Source organism: Shewanella sp. 3_MG-2023, from assembly GCF_030548765.1.
Classification (GTDB): Bacteria; Pseudomonadota; Gammaproteobacteria; order Enterobacterales; family Shewanellaceae; genus Shewanella.
The window spans coordinates 35,914-60,433 of record NZ_JAUOSH010000025.1; the positions used below are offsets into that span (position 1 = coordinate 35,914).

Consider the following 24,520-nt stretch of genomic DNA (forward strand, 5'->3'; position numbering starts at 1 on the left):
TAATACTCAAAAAAACGAGTATTGCTGACACTTATCATTAGTTCACTTTAATGCGCTCTACATCTGCAGCAGGCTCATGGATGACAAAATCAAGCTGCACTTGTGCATTTTTAACGCCATTTTCTGATTCGTTATAAACCCATTGTGATAAGGCATCTTTAGCTGATTGGTCAAATACACCTGTAGGAGATGACTTAATCACTGCAACATTCGACACTTTACCGGATTGACTAATATCAAACTCCAGTTGCACATAGCCATTGAGCCCTGCAGTTGCCGCTTTAGCAGGATAAATAGGGTCTATACGCATTGTAGGGACAACATGTGTCTCCGCTTGCTTAGCTTGTGAACCGGCATGAACTTGCTGGTTTATTATTAATCCACTGATACCTAATGCTAGGGTGATCCCCATGATGACGAGTGTGTTTTTTCCGTGCTGTTTTTTCATCTGTATAATCCTTTCTTTTAAGATGGTTTTATCTCCATAGTGAGTGTGTAACATGCTCAAAGGAACATGTTGCGAGTAGGCCAATAGCGCATGGCTATAGGCAATTTTATTATTTTTATCCATTTCTGATGTTACTTGAGCATCACACGACAACTCTTGGTCATGTCTAAAACGCCTGTAAGCAAACCACATCAACGGATTAAACCAGAACATCAATAGCACGCTACAACCAATGACATTGCACCATAAGTCTTTACGCTGATGATGGAACGCTTCATGAGCGATGATTGCTTGCTGTTGATTAATATCTAATGATTTGAAATTTAACGGCACCAGAATACAAGGTGACAATAACCCCACCAGCATTGGAGACTGAACGGATTCATGAGCCAATATATCAACCCCCTTATTGGTTTCAGCGACTTTAACCGCTGAGGCCACAATGGGATTAAATTGAGTCTGTTGGTACACCATACTCAATAATAACAAGCTCATAATCGCGATGTATAAGTAGTCGAGATACAGTGAGCTAATGAGCATAGAAGATAGCTTGATAGTATCAGTGGCAAGCACTTGATAATGCTGCATGACTGCAGCAGGCTCAGGCAATGACAACCATGAAAGCTTTAGGTGCATAAAGCCCTCAGGAAACCACAGCTGACCTACTGAAATTAGCAATAGTATCGGCACTGAACTCCATAACACATAAGTATAATGGGCACCGATTTTTGCCAAAATAACCCGATGAAACACCATCATCGGTAAACAAAATAGCGTTAATATTACGGTTTGTTCCATAAACCAATTCAGCATCATTTTTGCTCCTGCTGCCAATCATCAAGTAATGACTTTAATTCAGCAACATCTTCAGCTGATAACTTATTGTTCTTTGCAAAACCCGCCACTAAAGGGGTTAACTTGCCAGAGAACATACGTTCAACAAATGATTCGGACTCTTTAGCTGTGTAGTCATGCTCAACAATCAATGGTGAATAATGGTAAACCCGACCTTGCTTCTCAAAACTAATCGCCTGCTTTTTTACTAAGCGGTTAATTAAGGTTTTAACGGTTTTTTCATGCATGTCATGACTTAATGCCAGAGCATCAACCACTTCAGTTGATGTTAAAGGTGCCCGTTGCCAAAGTTGTTTAAGGACTAATAGTTCGCTATTGCTGATGTCTTTCATCGTTTACTTCCAATGCTATTTGTTTTTGATGCTATTTTTTCAATACTGTTTTTTCAATGCAGTGTTGGATAAAAGATGTTTGAAATACTGCTTCTTTCAATAAAGTTTGCTTCAAACATTAGGATTACGGTTGTAATCTCCAATTAAGATTACAATCGTAATCCTAATTAAGCAACACCTTATTTGCAGTTTTTTTGAACAGCTATATTCGTGAATGGAGACTATGGCCAACATGCCAGTAAGTGAAAATGCAGCTTAAGCGACAATAAAGTGATGTAAATCAAAACAAAAATGCCAGTCGATTTACATCGACTGGCATTGGTTTTAATGGCTATCTGTACTGTGATTGAATTTAAATAAACAGTATGGAAAGTCTATTTCATTTCAATCAACTAGCGAGCTTACTTAAGCTCTGCTGGCCATTCTTTTTTAACGCGCTTATCTAAGAATATTTCTTTAGACGCTTGCATTGCTTCTAAGTCAAGACCCACTAAAGGTTGTACCTTCGCTTTAGTGTCGTACTTAGTCGCATCATACTTGTAGCTAGGTGCGTACTTGGCTAGTAATGCATTAGCTTCAGTCAATGCTGCATCTAAAATGCTATTAGATTTTTCAAGCAAACGTACTGCTTCAGTCGGGTTATGCGCATGAATACCGTGAGATGCTGTTGCACTATCCCAGAACCATTGCGCATTTCTGACTTTAGTCAGTAAGCTATTCATTTCACCGGCTAATGGTGTTTTCGCTTTAAGTGCAGCTTCATAGTTGCCTTTTGCTTGTGAAATAGTTTGACCAGCTTCTAGGCCTTTAATGCCATTAGCAGCCCAAATAGCTTGTGCTTTAAAGTGTACTTCAGTTAACCGTGGGTCGGTGCCATTAGCATCGAAACGTAACTTAGTGATCTCAGCTTTACGCTCATCAAGGATCTCTTTAAAGTCACCGGCTTCATGACAAGATTGACAGTCTGCTGGCAATTTATCAGCTTCAAAAGTCACTTTATGGTTAGAGAATTCAGCGCCTTTAGCGTTAGTCGCTTTCGGCATATGACAAGTGGTACAACCAAACTCTAAATGGTCATCCATTGCATGTTCTGTTCTATCTAACATGTTTTCAAATTCTGGATGCTGCGCTTTAATCATTGGCGCACCAGATACTGCGTTGGTCCAATCTTTAAAGCCGCGTTGGTCAAAATACGCAAGTTGTGCTTCAGCAGCAAAACCTAGGTATAAACCATCAGTACCGGTGTAGTTAACAAACTTTTTGTAATCAGTTTCAACGCCTGGTACCCAATAATCAGTTGGGTATTTCACTTTTTTACTGTCTGTGCCATCAAAATAGTATTCAACATGACACTGAGCACATGTTTGACTGGCTTGCATCGTTGAATCTTGCTTAGCGAAATCTTTACCAATCGTTTTCATCGCACGATCGGTATAAGGACGGCTCAATCTAAGCTCTTCTTTACCTAACTCATGACAATCGGCACAGCCAATAGTGTTAGACATTTCATGGCCCCATGTAGACCATGCATTGTCAGAGAATTTTCCTTCGCCTACTTCGTCATACATACGGGCGACATCAGGACTTTTACATGACCAACAGCTAGCAGCCATTGCTTCGCCAACGACTTTACCGTCATGACCAACAACAGGATGACCTACACGTAATGTTTCGATAATATCGGTCAAAGCATAGTGATGACCACGAGCACGGTTATAGTCTTTAGCAAAACCATAGCCAGCCCAAGCTGAAACTAGGTTTGGGTTAGCCGCTAAAAGATCGTCAAGTTCACCAGACGCTGGTGTGCTTTGCTCAGTTTCAGCCCAAGTTTTATATTGCTCAGGGAAGGTTTGCTGCCAGTTTTCACTCTTGTATAGATCAACATCTTTAGCAACTGCAGTACCTGTAAAAACTGCAGATACCATCACCGCTAGCGCTAGCTTTTGTAATTTCATCATCACTCCAAATGGAACTTTATTTATATTTATTAGCATTCATCAATTGCTATAACTTTAATACTTACTTATTAAAGTTTAATAAGTAATATCACAGGAAATATAAACTCACATTTATTTAAATCATTAATGTGACAATGTTCTAATCCAATACAATAACCTTGCATCAAAGCAATACTACTTTTGAGGTATTGATAATACTATTATATAAAAAACCTTTGAATGAATCATGAATCTATCTTTTAAAAAGTAGCCGCCAATAAAAAATAAAAAATAATCAATAACTAATACATTGAAACCAAATACGCCATCAAGTGTTAAATAAACATTAATAAAAGCTTAATTCAAACTTAAATAGACAGGATTTTAATTGACAGATCAAAAAATGAGAAAAACAGCAATTCATACACTCATTAAAAATAGAACGTCATATATCAAACCAATAAAATAGCAGATAACTAATAATCAATTGCTAGCAGAACTAATAAACTCAATAATTAATTAGTATTAAGTTTATAAGGTGGAGGTAATATTGATTTTAAAATTAATACTTAATGGCAATCGCGCCTTGCTTCAGCAATTTTATGATGAGTTTCATTAGCCGCGGTGAGATTGGTATCACAAACAAAATACTTGCGACTTAACTGGGTTAGCCAGTCAGTTTAGTCATCACACCAGCTAATATTGCCAATGTTAATTCACCTTCAAGTGACTCCTTTATCCATGGGGAGTTCGCGAACGTTTTATGAACAATAAAATCTGATTTGACCTAAAGGTTGAGCTGTGATCATATGCTCTCTTTTTCTAGAGTAGCAATCATGAGTACCGACGCATTTTCTCAACATTTTAGCAAGCTGAAAGATCCCGGCGGAGAATTTGGCCTGCATGAGGCATATAACGTTAAGCATGTTGCGTGCGGAAACAACAAAGAAGGCGAGTATTCGTCGGAAACAAAAGATAGCAGCTATGAATATCGACTATTTTGAGAAGGTATTTATGGCTGGTTGCAAAGCTTTGAGCAAAAAATAAACACTCATGCTCTCACCCTGCTCCTTTATCGCTCCATTAGTTCCAGTAATAGAAACTTTACACTAACCCGACCCTACCATTTTTTAACATAAATTTTAGTAAAAATTTATGTTAGATGATTTATTACCCCCGTGAGCATTAAAGTTTTTTTTGCAACTAAAACAACACTATGCGTGCGTAACAAATCTAAATCAAGTCACCAATCCCACAAAAAACATATAGCCGATAATCCGCAAAAAAAAACAATTATTTAACACATCCCTATCTTATGTTACAAAGTGTACACCCTCAGTTTATAGAGGGGCCGTAAAAATTTTAAGGATTAAGGATGAGACATGAACTTTAATAAAACAGCAATAGCCACCGTTATTGGTGCAACTCTTTCAAGTATGTCATTTAGTGCTTTAAGCACTGAATTGAACGAGGCACCAAACTATAAATCATTTGATAAAGCTCAACTTGTTAAAAAGTATAATAAAATTGAAAATGCCGCGACCGTCAGCGGTATGAAAAATCAATTTGATGCTCAGCTAGGTAAAACCACATTCCAATGGGCTGGTAAAAATCAGTCTACGCCAAACTTAGGCGCCCTAAAAACAGCCAACAAAACGGCTTATGCCGCCGATTTTTATTTGGCTCAATTAACGGGTATGTCATCAGCTAAAAGAGGACTGGCTCAAGCGGTTCTAGCAAATACTCATGATATGGGTCGCGGCCCGATTATTGCTAAATATAAGCAAGAAATTGCCGGTGTTGAAGTATTTAACAGTGAATTCAATGTCATGATGGACAGAGAACTAAACCTTGTTGCTTCTTCTGGTTACTTTAGTTCTTCAGCCAATACTAAGTCAGCAGCTTCTATTTTAAAGAATACTGACTCTGCATTTGGTGATGCTGCCAATTCAATAAACGCTGCATTTAAGGCAATGGGTGGCAACAGTAACGCAATAACCCTAGCCTCAAAGTCTTCGAATGGAAAATATGAAACATTTGCCGTGACTAACACAGCTAATGATAAAGTGTTGGTGGGTGAACCTCGCGCAAAGAAAGTATTCTTTGAATATAAAAACAACTTAGTTGCTGCCCACTACGTCGAAATTGAAACAGGCTCTGTGGATAGCCGTGAGTCTGAGTATTTCAGCTACGTCATTTCAGCTAAAACCGGTGAAGTCCTATTTACGAAAAACTTAACCAGTCATGCCGCTGATTTTGATTACCGTATCTACGCTGATGCTGACGGCAAGCCTTGGGATAGCCCACACGGCAATGTGATGCCAGCTCCAGAAGGCAGCGATGTTGACGCTTATCTAACCGCACCTTACTTAGATGCACCATTAGTAGGTTTAAGCCACGGGCCAATTAGCACAATGGACCCTTGGTTAGCAGATGATGCAACAACTACCTCAGGTAACAATGTGAATGCCTATGTTGATGCTGTAGCACCTCAAGGCTTCACCAATGGTGATTACCAAGCAGAAACCACCAGCGCTAACACATTTGATTATGTATACAATGTCAATGAACCTGAGTACTCAATAAACAACCGCAAAGCCGCTATTGTTAATTTATTCTACATGAACAACTACTTACACAATGATTATTATGATCATGGTTTTGATGAAGCAGCAGGTAATGCCCAAGCAGTAAACTATGATCGAGGTGGTATTGAAGGCGATCCGCTCAATGTAGAAGTACAAGATAACTCAGGCTTTGATAACGCTAACATGTCGACCCCTGCTGATGGTGCGTCACCACGCATGCAGATGTATTTATGGGAAACCACTCAAGCTGAAAACGGCGTTGATTATGGTTTAACCATCACTTCTCACGCTGCATTGGGTTTATTAGACATTGTCCAATTTTCAAGTTTTGGTGCCGATGTTTATGAGATCTCGGGCGATTTAGTTCGTATTGAAGATGGTGTTGACCCAATTAGAGATGGCTGTGAAGCTTCTGTGAATGGCGCTGATATTGCTGGTAAAATTGCCATTATTGACCGCGGCGCGTGTAACTTCACCGTGAAAGTTAAAAATGCCCAAGACGCTGGCGCAGTGGCGGTGATTATTGCCAACAACATCGATGATGGTACCCCTGCACCAATGGGCGGAGCTGACGATACAGTCACAATTCCAAGCATGGGTATTAACTTCAGTGACGGCGCTGCTATATATGCGCTTTTAGATGCAAATGAAACTGTTTCTATTGAAATGTTCAAGAATGACCTAACCCGTAACTTTAAAGACAGTTCTTGGGATAACGCCATTGTTGCCCATGAGTGGGGGCACTACATCAGTAACCGTTTAGTCGGTAATGGTTCGGGTTTAAGCAGTAATCAAGCACGTTCTATGGGTGAAGGTTTTGGTGACTTCCATGCATTATTATTTGGCTCAGATGCTGCAGATAACTTAGTAGCAGGTAACGAGGATTACGCTGGCGCATATGGCGATACTACTTATGTAGCAAGCTTTGTAAACGGTATCCGTGAGTTCCCATATTCAACTAATATGGACATTAACCCATCGACATTTGCTTATGTTGAAAGAAATCCACAAGTCCATGGTTCGGGCTCTGTCTACGCTGCAATGTTGTGGGATTCATTTATCGGCTTAGTTAACGATGAACGTCATACCTTCGACGAAGCTAAGAGCTTGATGAAAGACTACTTAGTTGCCGGTTATAAAATGATGCCAATGGCGCCAACCTTTACCGAAGGTCGTGATGCACTCCTTGCTGCAGCCTATGCTAACGATATTGAAGATTATAAAGTGATCTTAGCCGCTTTCGCTAGACGCGGAATGGGTGTCGGCGCGAAGTCACCAAGCCGTTTCTCCACCGACCACGCAGGTGTTGTTGAGTCATATGAAACTGAGTTAGCCACTTACGCAGTAAGTGAACACATGCTCAATGCCAACTACGAAGGCTTGATGTCAGGATATTGTTCAAGCGATAACATTCTTGATAAGGGTGAAACTGGCACCATTAGCTTCACTATTCAGAATAATGGTACTGAAGCATTAGCAGGCCTGACAGGGACTGTTATGGTTGAAAGTGATCATACTGTCACCTTCGCCAATGAAGGAGTTATTAGCTTTGATGATATTGCGCTATTTGGCTCAGCAACCAGTTCACCATTAGAATTTACCCTAGATAACGCAGGAACAGGCGAAGAGCTAGTACTGAAATTTGTACCTGATGTTGCCGAGGGAGCTGAAGCTGATGAATATATGCTATCAACAACGGTTAACGTCGACTTCGAAACTCGCGAGTTAACGGGTACAGAGCAATACGAAGATCTTAACACCCTTTCTAGGTTGAATGACTTTAGCGAGAATGTGATGGCTGGCGGTGATATGGCTGGTGGCACTTTCGGTTTAGATCAATGGGATGAGTTCGATGGGCTCATCTCAGCAACAGGCAATAGCTTTACTTCAGATGTCGCCTATGAAACTCGCCCAATGACTGTGGGTTTCGCAGGGGATTACACCGTTAGTTTCTGGCATTTATATAATTTAGAAGAAGGTTTCGATGGCGCAGTAGTTGAAGTCAGTATCAATGGTGGTGACTGGGTAGATGTTATCGAGGCTGGCGCCACATTTGAAGGCGACGGTTATACGGATACTGGCCTTGAATATACAGAAGCAGCTATTGCTGACCGTGACATGTACTCAGGTATAAACTGGGGTTTTGAAACCATTAACTTTGGTGAATCACTCAACGGTAACCAAGTACAGTTTAGATTCCGCGTAGCCACTGACTCAGCCGTTGTCCCTGACCCATTCTCAGGATTTGCTGCAGGTTGGTATATTGATGATATAACCTTTAGCAATATCCAAACGAGCATTTTCTCAGATGTAGTCGCAGGTGACACTTACGCGTGTGAAAACCGTTTACCAAGCGTCTCGGTCATGGCAAATGCCGCAGAAGTTAATGAAGGTGAAGAAGTGACCTTCACTGCGACAGCAATTGATGCTAATGCTGCAGATACTTTAACCTATGTGTGGGAACAAACCGCTGGTACTGCAGTAACATTCACCACTACAGATACGGCTGAATTAAGCTTTACAGCACCATTAATTGACTCTGGTTCTGAAACACTTGAGTTTACATTGACTGTAAATGATGGTGTAGCTGATGTAGTAACACCTATATCTGTGACGGTTAGTGACATTCCAGTTGTAACAGAGACCCCAAAAGCTAAATCACCTTTTGGTGGTGGCTCTATGGGTTGGTTAGGATTGATATTATTACCATTTGCAGCGCTTCGTCGCCGTAAATAAGGATTAATAAATGCTAAAAGCCACAACAACTTGTTGTGGCTTTTTTATTTGTTCGCTGATTTAAAATCTTATTTACTGTCGTATTTTAAAACTCGTATTTAAAAATTAGCATTTAAAACTCCGGAACATGAGCTTTGCCACTATAGTCGACCTCTAACTCAACCACGCTAAATCGCACATCTTTGGCTAACTGTTTATACCAAGCATACAAATCTTCATCAGCAGAATGGGGAGCAAGTCGATAGGTTTCTTTAGCTATGTTATCTATAGAAAAGTCGCTTTCAAGCCACTGCGGAGTGACAGTTGAGATAATAACAAAAGAGCCTTTCACAACGCCGTAGTCATTCATTTGCATATTAAACAGTGACTGACCGGTTTTGATAACCACATTATCCGTAATAAATTTTTCATTATTGATTGCCACAGAATACTGAGATGGCTCACCTGCTGCAGAAGTTTGAGCTGTAGATAAAGCGTTGATCTTTTTCTGTTTTTCAGTTTCAATGTTGGCAGTCAGGGGTTCTGTCAGGCTTACTGTATCGACAGCATTTAACGTCGCGGGGTTTGCCTCACTTTCCTTACTGGTACTCTTGTTACTAGCCTTGTTCATGTCTGAATTAATGTCCGAGTTAGCGGCTGAGTTAATGGCAGAATTAGCGGCTGAGTTAATTTCCACTTCTTGAGGCTTATCAGCACTGCAGCCACAAAGTGCGACCAATGACGCTAGCATAATTACTTTTTTCATTACTTCCCTTAACGAAATAGATTATTCCCTTCCACTTTACCCTGCCTTAGTCAAAGTAACAAATACGCAAACTTATATTTGTTCAACCCAAATATATGAATTAAAACGAGACAGTTTTGTCGATTCAGTGAGCTTATAAACGCCTTATTGATGATGATTAATCACCAATAGAGAAGCCGGAGCACTGCAACTACACTGGTAGTTACAGTACTCACACCCATACAGGAAAATTGTTACCTGACTTAAAGCTGGCTACTTTCTGCGATAGATCCACTGATACATAGTCGGTAATACCAACAGCGTCAGTGCGGTTGAACTAAACAGTCCGCCGATAATCACTATCGCTAAGGGTTGCTGAATTTCACTGCCGACACCTGATGAGATCAAGATGGGAATTAAGCCTAAAGCAGAGGTTAGCGCGGTCATTAATACCGGACGTAATCTACCAACAGTGCCCTCATAGACGCTATCAAATAGACTTTCATCACCGTCAGTAGCTTCAACAGTTAACCGGCGTTGGTTAATCGAATCCACCAGCACCACCCCGTTTAGCACCGCAACGCCGAATAAGGTGATAAACCCGATAGAGCTAGGCACAGACAGATAAGTGCCCGTGACATAAAGCGCTACTACACCACCAATCAAGGCTAACGGCACATTAGCCATAATCAAGGCGACTTGTTTGATCGAGCCAAAGGAGAAAAACAATAACAAGGCAATTAGGCCAATTGATATTGGCACCACTAACATCAATTTTTGTTGCGCGCGTTGTTGGTTTTCATATTGACCGCCAACGACAACGGTATAGCCTGCAGGCAATTCAGCTTGCGGCACAATGGCATAGATATCATTAACCACTGAACCCATATCACGACCCGAAACGTTTGCTTGTACCACAACACGTCTTTGCACATCATCACGGCGAATATTCGGTGGCGCCATTTCAACGCCCACTTCAGCCACTTCCCCTAATCTCACTTGGGTGCCATTTACGCCCATCATGATCAAATTACCTAATACATCAGGTGAGCTACGGTACTCTTTCGCTAAACGTACGTTAATATCGTAGCGTGCATTACCATCAATCACTTGGCCAGCACTCACACCACCAATACCTTGGCTAACAAGGTTCATCACTTGATCGACACTTAACCCATATCGAGCCAGTTGATCGCGAAGTGGCCTAATAACCAATTGCGCTTCACCACTGACTTGCTCAAGTGATACATCTACAGCGCCAGGAATAGCACTGACAAGCTCAGTAAGTTGTTGACCTTTTTCAGATAGCACATCTAAATCTGGACCAAAAATCTTAATGGCTAATTGCGCTTTAACCCCTGACAATAATTCATCAACGCGGGTGGCAATAGGCTGTGAGAAAGTAAACAATAATCCTGGGAAGATACTCAGCTTTTCTTCCATCAAATGTTGTAGCTCAAAGCGATCGCTGGCGCTTTGCCATTCACTGACGGGCTTTAAGCCAATGTATATTTCAATGTTACTCACTGGTTCAGGATCGCCGCCTAGCTCAGGTGCGCCAATACGACTTAGCGCATATTCCACCTCAGGAAAGTCCATTAGCATGGCTTCAATTTTAGGAGCAATGTCGAGCGATGTCCCTAGACTTGCCGTTGGCGCAAGCGTGACACGTAAGTTGATGGTGCCTTCTTCAAGTTCAGGGACAAACTCTGTGCCTAAACGTGGCACTAACATCATGCTGGCAATAAACAACACCACGGCGGTGCCCATCACTGTCACTGGACGATTCATGATTGATGCGAGTAATTTACGGTAACCTGCTTCAATCGGCGCTAAAACCACGCTTTTTTTGATGGTAACGCCACGATTAAATAGATATACCGCCATCGCGGGTACGGCTATTAATGCCACTAACAAGGCTGAAATCATCGCCAGAATGATACTTACCGCCATTGGCTGGAATAATTTACCTTCTACCCCCTCAAGTGCAAATAACGGAGCAAATACCACAATGATAATCGCAGTAGCAAAGAAGATTGGGCTACATACTTCTTTAGCTGCTTTCATCACTTTGGCAACGGTAGATGTTAAGTCAGTCGTTTTGGAATCAGTATTTGATCCATCCGCTAAGGTGCCTTCCTTTCTGGTTAAATGCTTGAAAATATTCTCAACCATCACCACTGAGCCATCAACTAACATCCCGATGGCAACAGCTAAACCGCCCAAAGACATCAAGTTAGCAGACATGCCGTAATACGACATGATAAGTAGTGCCATACCAATAGAGATCGGGATAGACAGTAATACCAGTAAGGTCGCTCTGATGTTGACTAGAAATAACGCTAAGATGATGACAATAAAGAAAAATGCCATTAATAAAGCATTCACCACGGTCGTCACTGCTTGTTTAACCAGATCAGATTGATCGTAAAACACCTCAAACGATACGCCTTCCGGTAGCGATTGTTCAATTAAGGCCACTCTGTCACTGATATCATCAATGGTCGCTTTAGTATTTGCGCCCATGCGCTTAAGTACGACACCCGCGACCACTTCACCCAAGACTTCGACTTTATCATCTTGCTTTCTAGTCATAGTCACGGCGCCAACACGAATTTCACTGCCATAAGCCACTGTCGCAATATCTGCTACCCGTACAGGCGTGCCGCTGACTTCGGTTAATGAAATTTGGCCAATGGCTTTAAGCCCTGCATCACCAGCAGGCAATAAACCGTAGCCACGAACAACTAGCTGTTCCTGACCTTGATCCATAAACCAGCCGCCCGCATTACGGTTATTGCTTTCTAATGCATCGGTGACTTGCTGCATTGTCAGGCCATAACTGAGCAATTTATTGGGATCAATTTGTACTTGATATTGACGAACATCACCGCCAAAAGATAACACTTCAGTGACACCACTCACTGGCATCATGATCAATTTGACTAAGTAATCATTAAGACTACGAAGCTCTGCAGCGTCGACACCTGACTCTGGTGTTGCACGCAAAATATATTGATATATCTGCCCTAGCCCTGACGTATTAGGGCCAATTTCTGGCACCCCGACGCCGTCTGGGATCATTTCACGGGCAGCTTGCAGTTGTTCAAACACTTGCTGACGAGCAAAGTAAATATCGGTGCCTTCAGCAAATACCACTGTCACTATCGACAAACCGGTGCGAGATAATGACCTCACTTCAGTCACTGCAGGCAAGGCATACATTGCCGATTCAACCGGGTAACTGATCAGTTTTTCAACTTCTTCTGCCGCCAAACCTTCAGCCGCGGTATTGACAGTGACTTGTACATTGGTGACATCCGGAAAAGCATCGAGATTGAGTTTGGGTAACATAAACGCACTGGCTACAGCGATACATAGCAAGGCTAAGCCGACAAGCAATCGGTTACGGATGGCAGACTCTATCAATTTAGCTAACATGGCTTATTCCTTCCTAGTGGTTGTGGATATCAAAACCGGCTTTCGCCAATTCAGATGCCAACAGGAAAGCACCGCTAATCACTACCTGACTGTTTGGTGCCAGTCCGGTAACCATGTTCATGCCACGTTGACGTTCAACGACTTCAACTTCTACCGCTTCAAAGCCATCCTCAACTTGAATAAACACCTGCCAATCTCCATCACCGCCGCGAGTTAGTGCTGCGTCGGGTAACACCACACCGCCATTAAGCGCATTAGGTAAATATAATTCGGCAAATTGCCCTGCATGCAAGCCGTACTCAGTATTATTGATACTGACAAGCACTTGCTCGGTACGTGTAATCGGGTTGAGTTCATGCGAACGACCAATAATCGTGCCTTCAATCGAGACCTTGCCCACCTTTACCATGGCTTTATCGCCAGATTCAATACCATCAGCTTGTATAGCTGACAGTTGCGCTTCAACCCATAAGTGCGACTCATCAGTTAACTGCATTAATGGCGCACCGCCTGCAGATACTTGCCCTAACATGGCGACATCTTGTTGAACACGGCCACTAATGGGTGCCAGTAATTTGAAACTACCTATTTCACTCGGCTTTGAAGTTAACGCCACTATCTGTTCAGGCGACATTTTAATTGCTTCAAGGTTTGCTCGGGTTAACTCGGCTTGAACTTGAGCCAGTAAGCGCCGACTGGCCGTTACGGTATTCTTATTCATGCGATTTACTCGGCTCAACTCAGCGGCCGCTGTAATATAATCAGCCTGAGCTTGCGCAACTGCGACCCCCCCTAAGGTCAACAGTACTTGTCCTAGAGTCACTTCTTGCCCCGGTACGACGTGGCGCTTTAATACTCTGACATCTAATTGCGGCGCTATGGTCATGGTGCGATCGCGATCGACAATCAATGTGGCAGTAGCAACATCATCTAAATTAAACGTGCCAGCACTGAGGCTGACAACATTAATACCAGCAAGTTGTTGTTGCTGTTCGCTTAATACCAGCGCTTCATCACTGTGATCATCGACTGTGTCATTACTTTTTTCGACTAGAGCTGCAGCTGTCTCAGTTACGCCTTTTTCATCTTGGGGTTCATTATTTTCAGGAGCCTGCTCTTCTGTCACATGAGCTTCTGCAGCATGCTCTTCACTGCTGTGGATATTTGCCTGTGCAGCATCCGTATTAGCGTAAACACATCCGCTCATACCAACAGCCATACCAACAGTCACAGCCATCAATAACCCAAAGCTAATACTTCTTAAAAAACCACCTTTGAGACGGTTTGAGTAGGTCGCACTTATGTCATCCGATTTAAATTGATAAATCGCCTGTGTAGAAGGATTTAGTTGCATATTTTTCATCTTTATTACCTATGTGTCCCGCAGTTATTGCGGGGGTTTACTGATATAAAAGCGGTTATTGATAACGCTTTGCGATAGCGTTCATTTGCGACTGTTTATCGGTTCATAAACGTCAATCAACAACATAAGAATGCTTAATATTCAGTAACTAATATAGTGGGTTTAATTGGCTATTTTTAGTGATTGGGTCATATCCCTTGAGGTCAATTGCTCACGCAATATTTGCTCAAGCTGACCACTATTGCCCATCCAAGCAAGCCAATTTTCATACAAGCTTGCCTCCAGCCTTAAGCCGGCAATGTAGCTACTGCTCATTTGCTGCTGACTTTGCAAATAGTCGCTGGTGGCAATATCGCCACTACGCCATTGCGTCGATAAAGCAGAGGATGCAGCCTGACCTGATTTTTGCACCAAATCCTCCCACTGCTGATATCGTTGTAACAACCGCGGCACCGCTCGATTAAATTGCATCCATTGCTGCTGCATGAGTCGCTCTTCCACTAAATAAGCTTGCTCTGCGATGCTAATATCTTCGCTGGCGGTGGCGATTGCATCACTGTAGTTATTGCGAATTTGCAATGGAATTGAGACACCAACAGCAAACTTATTGTCACTGCCTTCGCGCTCAGCACTTAAGCTAATGCTTGGGTCTTCAGCGAGATCAGCTTTCATTTGGTTTACTGTCAGCTTGGTGAGCATCACTTGTTGATAAGCACTTTTTAATGCTGGCAATTGCGGCGATACCGATTGAAAACTCGGAATTTTAGCTAAGGCAAGGTAGTCAATATTCAGTAAATTATGGGTCATGACTTCAGCAGATTGAGATGGGTTTGAAAATAATATTGGCCCTAATAGGCCATAAACGGCAGTTTCTGCGTTGAGCATTTCTTGCTCTGCAATCGCTAAGTCAGCAGCATTATTGGCCACATCCAATTGCATCAGTTGCAGCTCAACCATTGAGATATCGCCCACTTCAGCACGCTGTTTAGCAAGCGCTAATTGCCTTTGGGCTGAATCAAATTGCTGCTGATTAAATGCCAACAATTTCTGATTCTGTTGTAGGTTAGCCAATGCCAGTAACTGCTGCGATAATAACTGACTGCGGTTAAGTTCAATTGACGCTAGCACCATTTCAGATTCTAACTGTGCCACTCGAACCGCTTCACCGCGTTTATCACTCCAATCAATGGTTTGACTCACTGCGATTGAGTAAGTGTCATCACCGGGGGCGTTTTGATAATCCAAGCCAAGCTCTGGATTATAAATGGCATTATCTGCCGAAGTTAACGCCAGCTTAGTTTGCTTCATCAACACTTTCTGGGCTCTCACCTCAGGCAGTTGCTCAAATTGCGTCATTAACTCGGGGAGCCACACATTCACACTTGAATGAACTGCTGTTTGTGATTGCGTTAGTGCCGCGAGACTCCCATTAGAGCCAATATTTTTGTCGACATCAGGTGTCGAACTATGCGCGTTAGCTGCAAATAGCGGTATCGCAATTGCAGTCGCAATGAGGGTTTTTCTCATCATAAATCCTAGATTTCAGTATTAACTGAAACGCTATTGTCAAATTTACGATTAATATTTTTCAGTAAAAAATTATCTAAGTTCAGTGTGTTAGTACTGCTAAAAGCGACAGACACATACACAGTTTCTCATTTAGCCAATAAAGACTAGATGGCACTACTGAGCTGAATTGATACAAATTAGATAATGGTGAGAAATAATATTAATCACATAAAAATCAAAAAGGATTTATGCGATAGGGGGGCGGTAACTTAGACGAGATTCAGGCGGTAAGTAATCTTCAATGAAGGTTTTTGGTGATTCAGAAAAGGGAATACTTGGCAGCAGATTAGCCACAATGCCAATGGCAGTGGCTGAACCACCGTGACACTGACAATCTAAACAAAGCTCATAGCTTTGGTTTTGAGTATTATCATTGGTCGCATGTTGATGGTCTGCTACGGCAAATAAACTATCAACATCATTCTTATCACAAATATCTACTGGGGCAGAAAAAACCAAATGTGAATGATTTACGTCTTCTTGTTCGCTTTCTCCAAGATGCAGTTGATGCCCGCCAAAGTTAGTACTGAAAAACTGCAGTAACATAACGGCGATCATATACTTGGCATATTTTTGAATAACGACCAATGAGTGCAAAGCGTACCTTAGTGGTTCTGAGTGATTAAATCTTAGCGATTAAGTTGTGTAACTGAATCGGTAAATATGACTGCGAGTGTAACTGAAAGTTCACCACTCGCGACCATTAAATTCATCAAGCAATACTTAGATCACAAATTATCATGCTAAAAAATCAATTAAAATACACAATGCTTCGCATAATCAGCCGCTTCATTAGCAGTCCAATCACCGCTAGGTTTTTCTTTCATTTGCTTACACCACGCCTCACTGCCTACTTCTGGTGAACAGGCACTTAGACCGATAATTAATAAACCTGCGCTTAATACTGCCGCTATTTTTGAAGATGATTGAGTTAATGACATACTTTCTAATTCCCTGAATGGTTAATCAAATAAATTATTGTTGTAGCCAGGCTATGGCTTGCTGTTTTTGCTCTAATGGAAACCAAGCCACCTCACCTTGCATGAAAGGACCCAGTAAATTAACCGCATTGCCTACCCAGTCAGGGCCACCGACAAACACTAATGCATCAAAATGGGGTAATTGCACTTTATCGCCCCCAGACAAGGAGCTGACATCCCAACCTTCAAGTAACACGTCCGCCTCTATGTATAAGAAAACCTTACCAGTTTGCTCGCGATAGTCTGTGATTAAAGGTTGTAGTTGAGTGCGATAGTCTTGGGTAGATAAACGCCCACTAACGAATAAGCTAATAACGCCTTTAGCGATATCGGGGATTTGGCACAACATAAAGCAACTCCAAACGGTCAATGTGGCCTAGTTTCTAGATAATTATTGATAGTAACAAATCTTATCCGCAGTACTAAACAAAAGTTTGTTAAACTCAAGTGGTAACAAACAATAAACTCGAATCAGCCCCCTTAAATAGACCCAAGTAAATGGTAAAAAGTAGAATCATATAATGATCAAGATAACCAACAGCGTCAGCATCGAAGATAATGAAATTGAATGGCAATTTATCCGTTCAAGCGGCGCTGGTGGGCAGCACATTAATAAAGTTTCCACTGCAGCGCAGATTATTTTTGACATACGTCAGTCATCGCTACCTGAGTTTTATCAGCAAAAGCTATTAGCCAAAGCCGATCATCGCATTACTAAGAGCGGTAAAGTGATCATAAAATGCCAACAAAGCCGCAGCCAAGATTTTAATCGTCAGCTGGCATTAGAGCAGTTTATTGAGCTAGTAAAAAGTGTCGGTATAGTGCAAAAAAAACGTATTGCCACCAAAGCGACTAAAGGCAGTCAACGCCGCAGAGTCGATGCCAAAAAGCAACGCGGCGCTACGAAAGCGCTACGAAAAAACAAATCTGATTATTAAGCTGCAATCGTTTTCAAACTCGCCTTAATACAGCCATGAAAATTTATCCACTTATGGCAATAATTACATGATAAATTAACCTTATTCGGTATTATCAATACTCATCAGTAGCAATTTTAAGGAAAGTGCATGACGCCCAAAGCCAAGATTTTACTAGTTAATGGCCCTAATTTAAATTTATTAGGCCGTCGTGAGCCAGGCCTTTATGGCAGCGATAACTTAGACACCATTGTGGCAAAGTGTCAGTCTCAAGCCCATGGTGCCGAATTAGACTTTGATCATATCCAGTCTAATGCCGAACATGCACTTATCAATGCGATTCATGCCACTGATGCCAAGTTTATTGTGATCAATCCTGCCGCCTTTACCCACACCAGTGTCGCCCTGCGCGATGCACTGCTTGGGGTGAATATTCCGTTTATTGAAGTCCATATTTCAAATGTTCATGCTCGCGAGCCTTTTAGACATCATTCTTATTTATCAGATAAAGCGGTCGGGGTAATTTGCGGCTTAGGCATTCAGGGCTATGAGTTTGCAATGCAAGCCGCTATTAGCCAGCTGAGCAAGGATTAAAGAAAGGACTAGCGTTAGCTATAGAGATCACCAAGACATGAGTAAATTAAAAGCAGATGTCTGTATTATTCAAGCGGGGATTTTCAGTCAATGGGATTCTGATAGTGATGAACTGCCAAGATTTTTAAAAGCCACCGTACATGTGCCTGCTGAAATAGACATTGAATTTGGCTTTGTCCCCCGTATTCGCAAAGCCAAAAATCAAGTGTTAGGTTACTGTATTTATCACCCCGATATTCCCGATGCAGAAGGCAATATTCAAGCGCCTTTCGATGGTGAAGTGTACATCAAAGAAAACGATTGGAAGTTTTACCTTGGAGACTGTATTTGGGCGCCAATTGACAACAAAGTCGGCAACTGGCGCATGACCCTAGAGCTAAACGGCAAAGTTATCGCCGATAAAACCTTTAAAGTGCATTTGCCTGAATAAGTTATTTTTCCGCAATAACCGCGCAATTGCGTCCAGCTTGTTTAGCTTGGTATAACGCGGTATCGGCAAGTTTGAGGATTGAATCCCACTCTTCGACTAGCCTTTTGGCTGTTGTCGGTCGACTTGCGCCAATCGATACTGTCACCACTAAATCAGCAGCTGGAGTTATAACGGCTTCAGTGCTAATAGCCTGATTAAAACGGCTTAACACTTCATCCAGAGAGGTGGGGTCGGCTTCGTCAACTTGCAATAATATAATAAACTCTTCACCGCCCCATCGTACTAATACATCCCCTTTACGAATGCTGTTCGATAAACGCTTGGCCACTTCTGTGAGCACGATATCCCCAGTATCATGACCATAATTATCGTTCACTTTTTTAAAGTTATCGCAGTCAATCATCAACATACAATAATAAGCATTCGGAAATGCGGTTAGCTCATGATGAATAAAGTGCTCGATATAGCGGCGGTTGTGTAGTCCTGTGAGTTGATCGTTATTTGAAGCTTTATACAAACTTTTATTTGATGTTCGCAGGCTATCGATGTTCTTTTCACTTAAAAAGTAACGTCTAATTAATAACACTAAGCCAATAGCTAAAATAGCCAAAGCTAACAACCATATTCTTTCTTGTAGCTCTTTTTTATCAAGTGTGGCGGCCTTCAGTTCATTTTCTGCGGTTAATAAGGCAATTTTTTCATCTTGAAGCTGGCCTTCATACAAGGCTTTTAAGGCAAATAACTGTTCTTCACGCTGATTGAAAAGCAGCTTTTGGGTGCCTTCATAATAAGTGGTTAATTGCTCAATGGCCTCAGGGTATCGCTGCTGTGCTTGATAGACTCGCGCCAATAATTCATAGGACTTTAATAGTGAGTCTTGGTTATCAATGGCCTTAAGCCCTGCCATGGCATTGTTGGCATAATCACCAGCAGTGGCGCTATCACCCTTAAATAAACTGACCTCGCCGAGACCCATTAAGCATTCGTTATAAGGTAATTGATCATGCACTTGCTTCGCGAGCTCAACACATTCCATTGCCACTGGCTCAGCCTCAGCAAAGAGTTGCTGACTAATTAATAAGTGGGTCTGGGTCATTAAGGCGTTGACAATAAGCTGGTTATTATTGGACTCCCGTGCCACGGCAATGCTTTTTTCACTGTATTGGGTCGCCGCTTCTATATCATTAATTTCTAGCATATTGTTACTAGCATTACTGTATAGGATCACTAAGTACTCAAAGCTGACATTATCACTTTTAAGATATAACTCAGTGGCTTTTTTATTGTATTCAATCGCGCTAGGCCAATCTTCAACCATAGAATAAAGCACTGATATATTTGAATATAACTTAAATACAAAATCGCTATTATTGGTGGTTTCAGCCAGTTTAATCGCTCTTTGATAATCCTCAATCGCTAATTCATAAGCTAAACTACGTGAGTGAATTATGCCTCGTATATTAAGTGCACGAGCCAGTAAGCGGTCATAATGAAGTTGTTCGGCTAAGCTGATCGCTTGCTCTATCAGTCGCAGCGCTTTTTTACCTTCACTTTTTCTCGCCGCCAAGGTGCCTTTAATGGTTAGGCCTTCGGCCACAATCCAGTCTTGGCCGCTATCTAGGCCAAATTGATATAAGGTTTTAGTGGTTTTTTCTGCCGCCTCAACATCAGACAGTACAAATTGAACGTTATAAAGGATCAGATAATAAATGGTTTTAAAATAGTCATTACCATCGATAACACCTTGGGATTTTAGTTGCTCTAAAGCCGTTAAGGTGCCTTCAGGGTCTTTATCAGCCCCAAGATATAACGCCGTTAATTGCGGCCCGTGTTCAATGCTGGCAATCTCATCTAATAAATCGAAAACTGGCGGCTTTGCTGCAGTTGCTGCGGTCGAAAAAATACCGCAAAAAAAAAGCAATAATACGGGTAATAGTGAATGGCGCAGCAGATGATTCAAATGAACCTCGTCGTTTTAGACTGAATGTGTCGGATGAGTAAATCGAATAAAAAACAGTTGGCATAACTAAAGCTAATAACCGTCACGGTAAAGTCTAAATTTAACGGCAACATAGGTGAGCCAACAAGCCCCAAAAGCATTATCTGCTATGTAGCTCGGTAATCACGATATAAAAAACTATTGTTATTAATTTCATACATTTACAGTATATAAAAGATAACATATTTACTTACAGCAAGTCGCCAAATTCAATTAAAACATAGGGCTAAGCTACAATTTGTTACTTTTGAATAGTAAATTGTAAGCGTATTATCAGTGCTTGTTGCTACTGTAAAATGTGGCGAGTCAATAAAAGCTCACTTACAAGCTCTAACACATACCGACAAGCCGCTATAAGCTTGGTATAATCTGTTTTTGCCTTTTCATGCTAACGAGCACAACTATGTCATTGCAGTCTTCTCTTACTCACGCCATTAATCAACGCGCTGAATTTTTTCAACAAGCGGCGCTTCAACAAACCGATTGTTTTCGGGTATTTCATGGCACTGTTGAAGGCGAAAATGGGCTTAATATTGACCGTTATGGTAATGCGTGGCTCATTCAAACATTCCATCAGACCTTAACTGAGCAACAACTTACGCAAATAACCGAAATCCTTAACGCACATCTTGAGTTACCTATTATCTACAATGACCGTGCTAAACGTAATTCACGCATTGAAAATAATCTTGCTGATGACTTCAATGACTTTGCCTGTTCAGAGCAAGTTATCCAAGAAAATGGCATCAAGTTCACCTCAAAATTACGCCATGAAGGCCAAGACCCGTTATTGTTTCTCGATATGCGTATCGGTAGAGAATATGTAAGAGCCAATAGCCAAGGCAAAACCGTGCTAAACCTATTTTCATACACTTGCGGTATTGGCACTGCAGCAGCCATGGGCGGTGCAACTCGGGCAGTTAATGTGGATTTCTCATCATTTGCTTTGGCTGCAGGCCAAAAGAATGCTGAGCTCAATGAGGTAGCAGATACTTGTGAGTTCATTCAAAGCGATGCCTTTCCTGCGCTGCGTCAATTAGCTGGTCTTAAGGTTGGTGGCCGCCGCGGGCAAAAATTACCTAAGTACCCTAAGTTAGCTGCGACTCAATTTGATTTGGTATTTTTAGATCCGCCACGTTTTGCAAAAAGCCCATTTGGCACCGTTGATCTGATTAATGATTACCAAGGTTTATTTAAGCCTGCAATGCTAACAACAAAAAGTGGTGGCACCATAGTGTGCTGTAACAATGTCGCCAAAGTGGAACGACAAGCCTGGCTCAACAGCTTAGTGCGCTGTGTTGAAAAACAAGACCGCAGTGTCAGCTCAATTGAATGGTTAAATTGCCATGAAGACTTCCCTTCTTTTGATGACAACCATCCCCTTAAGATTGTCGCACTAACTATTGATTAATTAATTCATAATGATAAAAAAGCCAGCTGACCTCTATGATGCAAGCTGGCTTTTTCTTTTTAAATCGTAATAACCTACTGCTCAGCAAGCCCTTTTCTAGCAACTGAGTTTAACCAATTGAGTTTGGCTAAATATTTCTGCTGGTTTTCCCCTAGGGATGTTAACGTCAACGCCTCTTTCAAGCTCTGCTTAGCTGCATAGGGTTTTCCCTGTGCATTGAGCGCCTTGGCTAACTCATAATAGGCCTGATGGAAATAAGGGCTATTTTTGATGAATTTTCTAAAGAATATCTCTGCTGCTCGGTAATCTTTTAACGCTAACGCTTCTATTCCCATGCTATACCAGCCATAAGGGCTTTCATTTTCCAGATCCAATAATTGCTGACTAATACTCTGCGCTTCATCTATTCGACCTTGAGAATTCAGAACAAAGCTGTAATTACTTAATAGACTTAGTGAGTTAGGCTTAAATTGCAAACCATACTGATAATAGGCTTCGGCAATATCATAGGCTTCAATACGGCGGTGTACTACTGCCATCATATTAATCAAGGGTACATAATCCGGTGCTAATGACAGGCCTTTTTGCATTAACGCAAAAGCTAATTCAAGCTTATCATCCAATAAGGCATCAGCAGCTAAATTACGGTAAAACATGGCTAAAAATTGACTGTCTGATACCACGCCACCATTGCGGTCGTTACGATCAGGAAAGTAATCAATCACAGAGAACTCTCCGCCATATAGATATAAATTTGATTTTGAATCACTGCTATCAACCTCATAAAGAAAGGTACGGACATGATCCGATGACACCATCAAATCCTTGGTGATGACGGTCGCAAGGGGCGCACTATGCACTACTTGAAAAACAGCTTTAACATTTAAGAATTTTGCGACGCCATAGGTCAACATAGCTAGAGACATACAATTACCAGATTTATTTAACCACGCATCACTGGCATTAAAGTTTGAACCTTCATAGTTAAAATTAACCATTTTTTGACCAATAAATTGACTCACTTTTTTTCTATTGGGTAAAGCAGCAATTTCTTCATCGGCAATAAACGCCAATAACTCCCGCTCTTGTATCGGTGTTAGTTGAGTCAAACTCTCAATGGATGGCACAGTATATTTGCTGGCTTGAAGTTGGAGTAAACTACTCGCAGCAGGCATTTTCACATCAACTGATAAGTTTTTTTGGGACATTGAACTGCACGCAGATAAGCTCAATAGACTGATGACAACGATACTAAATCGGTATATCTCTTGTTTGATAAACATCCTGTAAACCCTTCTCCTTAAGCATATCTTCACTCAACTTAATCACTCAGCACATGTAGCGACTCACATGTGTAAAAATTAAGCTAACATGATTTTGATATGAGACAAATACATTCATTAGCCCAATCCTGATAAAGGAAGCCTATACTTGATGACGTCTAGTACTTACCACCTTAAGTGTAAGTACTTGATTAATTGAGCATTTCACCTTAAGCCCTATAATTATTTACCCTTAATAACGCTCATCGTTTAACCCATTAAGTTTTACTATTTCTTCGCGCTTATCCCTCGCAAAAGTTAACCTCTGAACAAGCAAAATTGAATTTATCAATTAAACTTAGGCTCATGGTTCATTTTTACGCACAGTGGAACGAGCCATACATTTCGCTTTAAAAATTATAAATACCTTATTTTTATAATTAATATCAGCATATTGACTCATTAATAGGAAATTTAAATATTATGAAAATCAGCGCTCGTAATTCACTGGTTGGTAAAATCACCTCAATCGAAGAGGGTTCTGTAAACAATGAAGTGGTCATTGAACTTGCACCAGGAGTTGAGATCACATCAGTAGTCACTAAAAAGTCTTGTCAGCAACTTGGCTTAACCGTGGGCGGCAATGCTTACGCGATTATTAAAGCCAGTAATGTCATGGTTGCTGTTGATTAATACCCTTTACCATTTGGCTGTTACAGGTTTATTTAAAGTACATAAAAGTACCTATTCGCCCGCTTTAGCCAGCGATATATGAGCGAAATGAACTTCCTTTCATTTCGCTCATATATCTATAAACATCAGCATCGGCAAACCACTCCAATGAGCAATTTTTCAGTTTTAGAATAAATAGCACACACCATAAAACATACTATGTAATCTGCTTTGATTGAGTCTAGCGGCAATTATTTATCTT

18 protein-coding genes and 1 pseudogene are annotated in these 24,520 nt (G+C 41.4%); 7 read left to right on the top strand and 12 right to left on the bottom strand.

The annotated features are described in order from the left end of the window. Positions 1–37: 37 nt before the first annotated feature. The 3 genes from Q4591_RS14425 to Q4591_RS14435 form a co-directional block, all read right to left on the bottom strand. Entirely contained in the window at positions 38–1,264 is a 1,227-nt protein-coding gene (locus Q4591_RS14425; protein WP_241903462.1) for a TonB family protein, read from the bottom strand. After that, the gene (locus Q4591_RS14430; protein WP_102436565.1) at positions 1,261–1,635 is read right to left on the bottom strand and encodes a BlaI/MecI/CopY family transcriptional regulator; all 375 of its coding nucleotides are present in this window, start codon (positions 1,633–1,635) and stop codon (positions 1,261–1,263) included. The genes Q4591_RS14425 and Q4591_RS14430 overlap by 4 nt, the downstream gene beginning before the upstream one ends. A gap of 401 nt (positions 1,636–2,036) precedes the next feature. Then, positions 2,037–3,593 (bottom strand): ammonia-forming cytochrome c nitrite reductase subunit c552, encoded by a 1,557-nt coding sequence (locus tag Q4591_RS14435; RefSeq protein ID WP_303461618.1) that lies wholly within the window; start codon positions 3,591–3,593, stop codon positions 2,037–2,039. Positions 3,594–4,457: 864 nt separating this feature from the next. Here Q4591_RS14435 and Q4591_RS14440 point away from each other — a divergent pair. Both Q4591_RS14440 and Q4591_RS14445 read left to right on the top strand, forming a co-directional pair. Then, positions 4,458–4,619: pseudogene (locus Q4591_RS14440) on the top strand (ISAs1 family transposase); the annotation flags it as partial. 335 nt (positions 4,620–4,954) lie between these two features. Then, positions 4,955–8,896 (top strand): rhombosortase-dependent M36 family metallopeptidase, encoded by a 3,942-nt coding sequence (locus tag Q4591_RS14445; RefSeq protein WP_102437645.1) that lies wholly within the window; start codon positions 4,955–4,957, stop codon positions 8,894–8,896. A 112-nt stretch (positions 8,897–9,008) separates the two neighbouring features. Here Q4591_RS14445 and Q4591_RS14450 read toward each other — a convergent pair whose 3' ends face one another. From Q4591_RS14450 to Q4591_RS14480, 7 genes are all read right to left on the bottom strand, one after another. After that, positions 9,009–9,641, bottom strand: coding sequence for a hypothetical protein (locus Q4591_RS14450; protein ID WP_102437643.1), 633 nt, complete (start codon positions 9,639–9,641; stop codon positions 9,009–9,011). A gap of 252 nt (positions 9,642–9,893) precedes the next feature. Continuing rightward, the gene (locus tag Q4591_RS14455; protein ID WP_102437641.1) at positions 9,894–13,061 is read right to left on the bottom strand and encodes an efflux RND transporter permease subunit; all 3,168 of its coding nucleotides are present in this window, start codon (positions 13,059–13,061) and stop codon (positions 9,894–9,896) included. A 13-nt stretch (positions 13,062–13,074) separates the two neighbouring features. Next, positions 13,075–14,424, bottom strand: a complete 1,350-nt coding sequence (locus tag Q4591_RS14460) for an efflux RND transporter periplasmic adaptor subunit (RefSeq protein WP_241903496.1) — start codon at positions 14,422–14,424, stop codon at positions 13,075–13,077. Positions 14,425–14,586: 162 nt separating this feature from the next. Beyond that, complete coding sequence (locus tag Q4591_RS14465) at positions 14,587–15,954, bottom strand: TolC family protein (protein WP_241903495.1); 1,368 nt, start codon at positions 15,952–15,954, stop codon at positions 14,587–14,589. A gap of 225 nt (positions 15,955–16,179) precedes the next feature. Continuing rightward, positions 16,180–16,590, bottom strand: coding sequence for a hypothetical protein (locus Q4591_RS14470; protein ID WP_241903494.1), 411 nt, complete (start codon positions 16,588–16,590; stop codon positions 16,180–16,182). Between the two features lie 158 nt (positions 16,591–16,748). Further along, entirely contained in the window at positions 16,749–16,934 is a 186-nt protein-coding gene (locus Q4591_RS14475) for a DUF3012 domain-containing protein (RefSeq protein WP_102476524.1), read from the bottom strand. Between the two features lie 34 nt (positions 16,935–16,968). Next, complete coding sequence (locus Q4591_RS14480) at positions 16,969–17,322, bottom strand: STAS/SEC14 domain-containing protein (protein WP_102437635.1); 354 nt, start codon at positions 17,320–17,322, stop codon at positions 16,969–16,971. Positions 17,323–17,494: 172 nt separating this feature from the next. On the opposite strand from Q4591_RS14480, the gene arfB reads away from it, so the two are divergent. The 3 genes from arfB to Q4591_RS14495 all read left to right on the top strand — a co-directional run bounded on the left by arfB (position 17,495) and on the right by Q4591_RS14495 (position 18,914). Next, on the top strand, positions 17,495–17,911 hold the full coding sequence (gene arfB, locus Q4591_RS14485; RefSeq protein WP_076538839.1) for an alternative ribosome rescue aminoacyl-tRNA hydrolase ArfB: 417 nt from the start codon (positions 17,495–17,497) through the stop codon (positions 17,909–17,911). Positions 17,912–18,040: 129 nt separating this feature from the next. After that, positions 18,041–18,484 carry a type II 3-dehydroquinate dehydratase gene (aroQ, locus tag Q4591_RS14490; RefSeq protein ID WP_076538836.1) on the top strand — a complete coding sequence of 148 codons (444 nt, stop codon included), beginning with the start codon at positions 18,041–18,043 and terminating at the stop codon, positions 18,482–18,484. Between the two features lie 37 nt (positions 18,485–18,521). Beyond that, a complete protein-coding gene (locus Q4591_RS14495; protein ID WP_303461622.1) occupies positions 18,522–18,914 on the top strand; it encodes a DUF3859 domain-containing protein in 393 nt (130 codons plus the stop codon). A gap of 1 nt (position 18,915) precedes the next feature. Here Q4591_RS14495 and Q4591_RS14500 read toward each other — a convergent pair whose 3' ends face one another. Next, the gene (locus Q4591_RS14500; protein ID WP_303461625.1) at positions 18,916–20,874 is read right to left on the bottom strand and encodes a tetratricopeptide repeat-containing diguanylate cyclase; all 1,959 of its coding nucleotides are present in this window, start codon (positions 20,872–20,874) and stop codon (positions 18,916–18,918) included. Between the two features lie 442 nt (positions 20,875–21,316). Between Q4591_RS14500 and Q4591_RS14505 the strand changes: the two genes are divergently transcribed. Then, positions 21,317–22,324, top strand: a complete 1,008-nt coding sequence (locus tag Q4591_RS14505; protein WP_303461627.1) for a class I SAM-dependent rRNA methyltransferase — start codon at positions 21,317–21,319, stop codon at positions 22,322–22,324. A gap of 74 nt (positions 22,325–22,398) precedes the next feature. Here Q4591_RS14505 and Q4591_RS14510 read toward each other — a convergent pair whose 3' ends face one another. Continuing rightward, positions 22,399–23,607 (bottom strand): tetratricopeptide repeat protein, encoded by a 1,209-nt coding sequence (locus Q4591_RS14510; protein WP_303461629.1) that lies wholly within the window; start codon positions 23,605–23,607, stop codon positions 22,399–22,401. Positions 23,608–24,069: 462 nt separating this feature from the next. Between Q4591_RS14510 and Q4591_RS14515 the strand changes: the two genes are divergently transcribed. Continuing rightward, positions 24,070–24,279 (top strand): molybdopterin-binding protein, encoded by a 210-nt coding sequence (locus Q4591_RS14515; RefSeq protein ID WP_076538818.1) that lies wholly within the window; start codon positions 24,070–24,072, stop codon positions 24,277–24,279. The last annotated feature ends 241 nt before the right edge of the window (positions 24,280–24,520 follow it).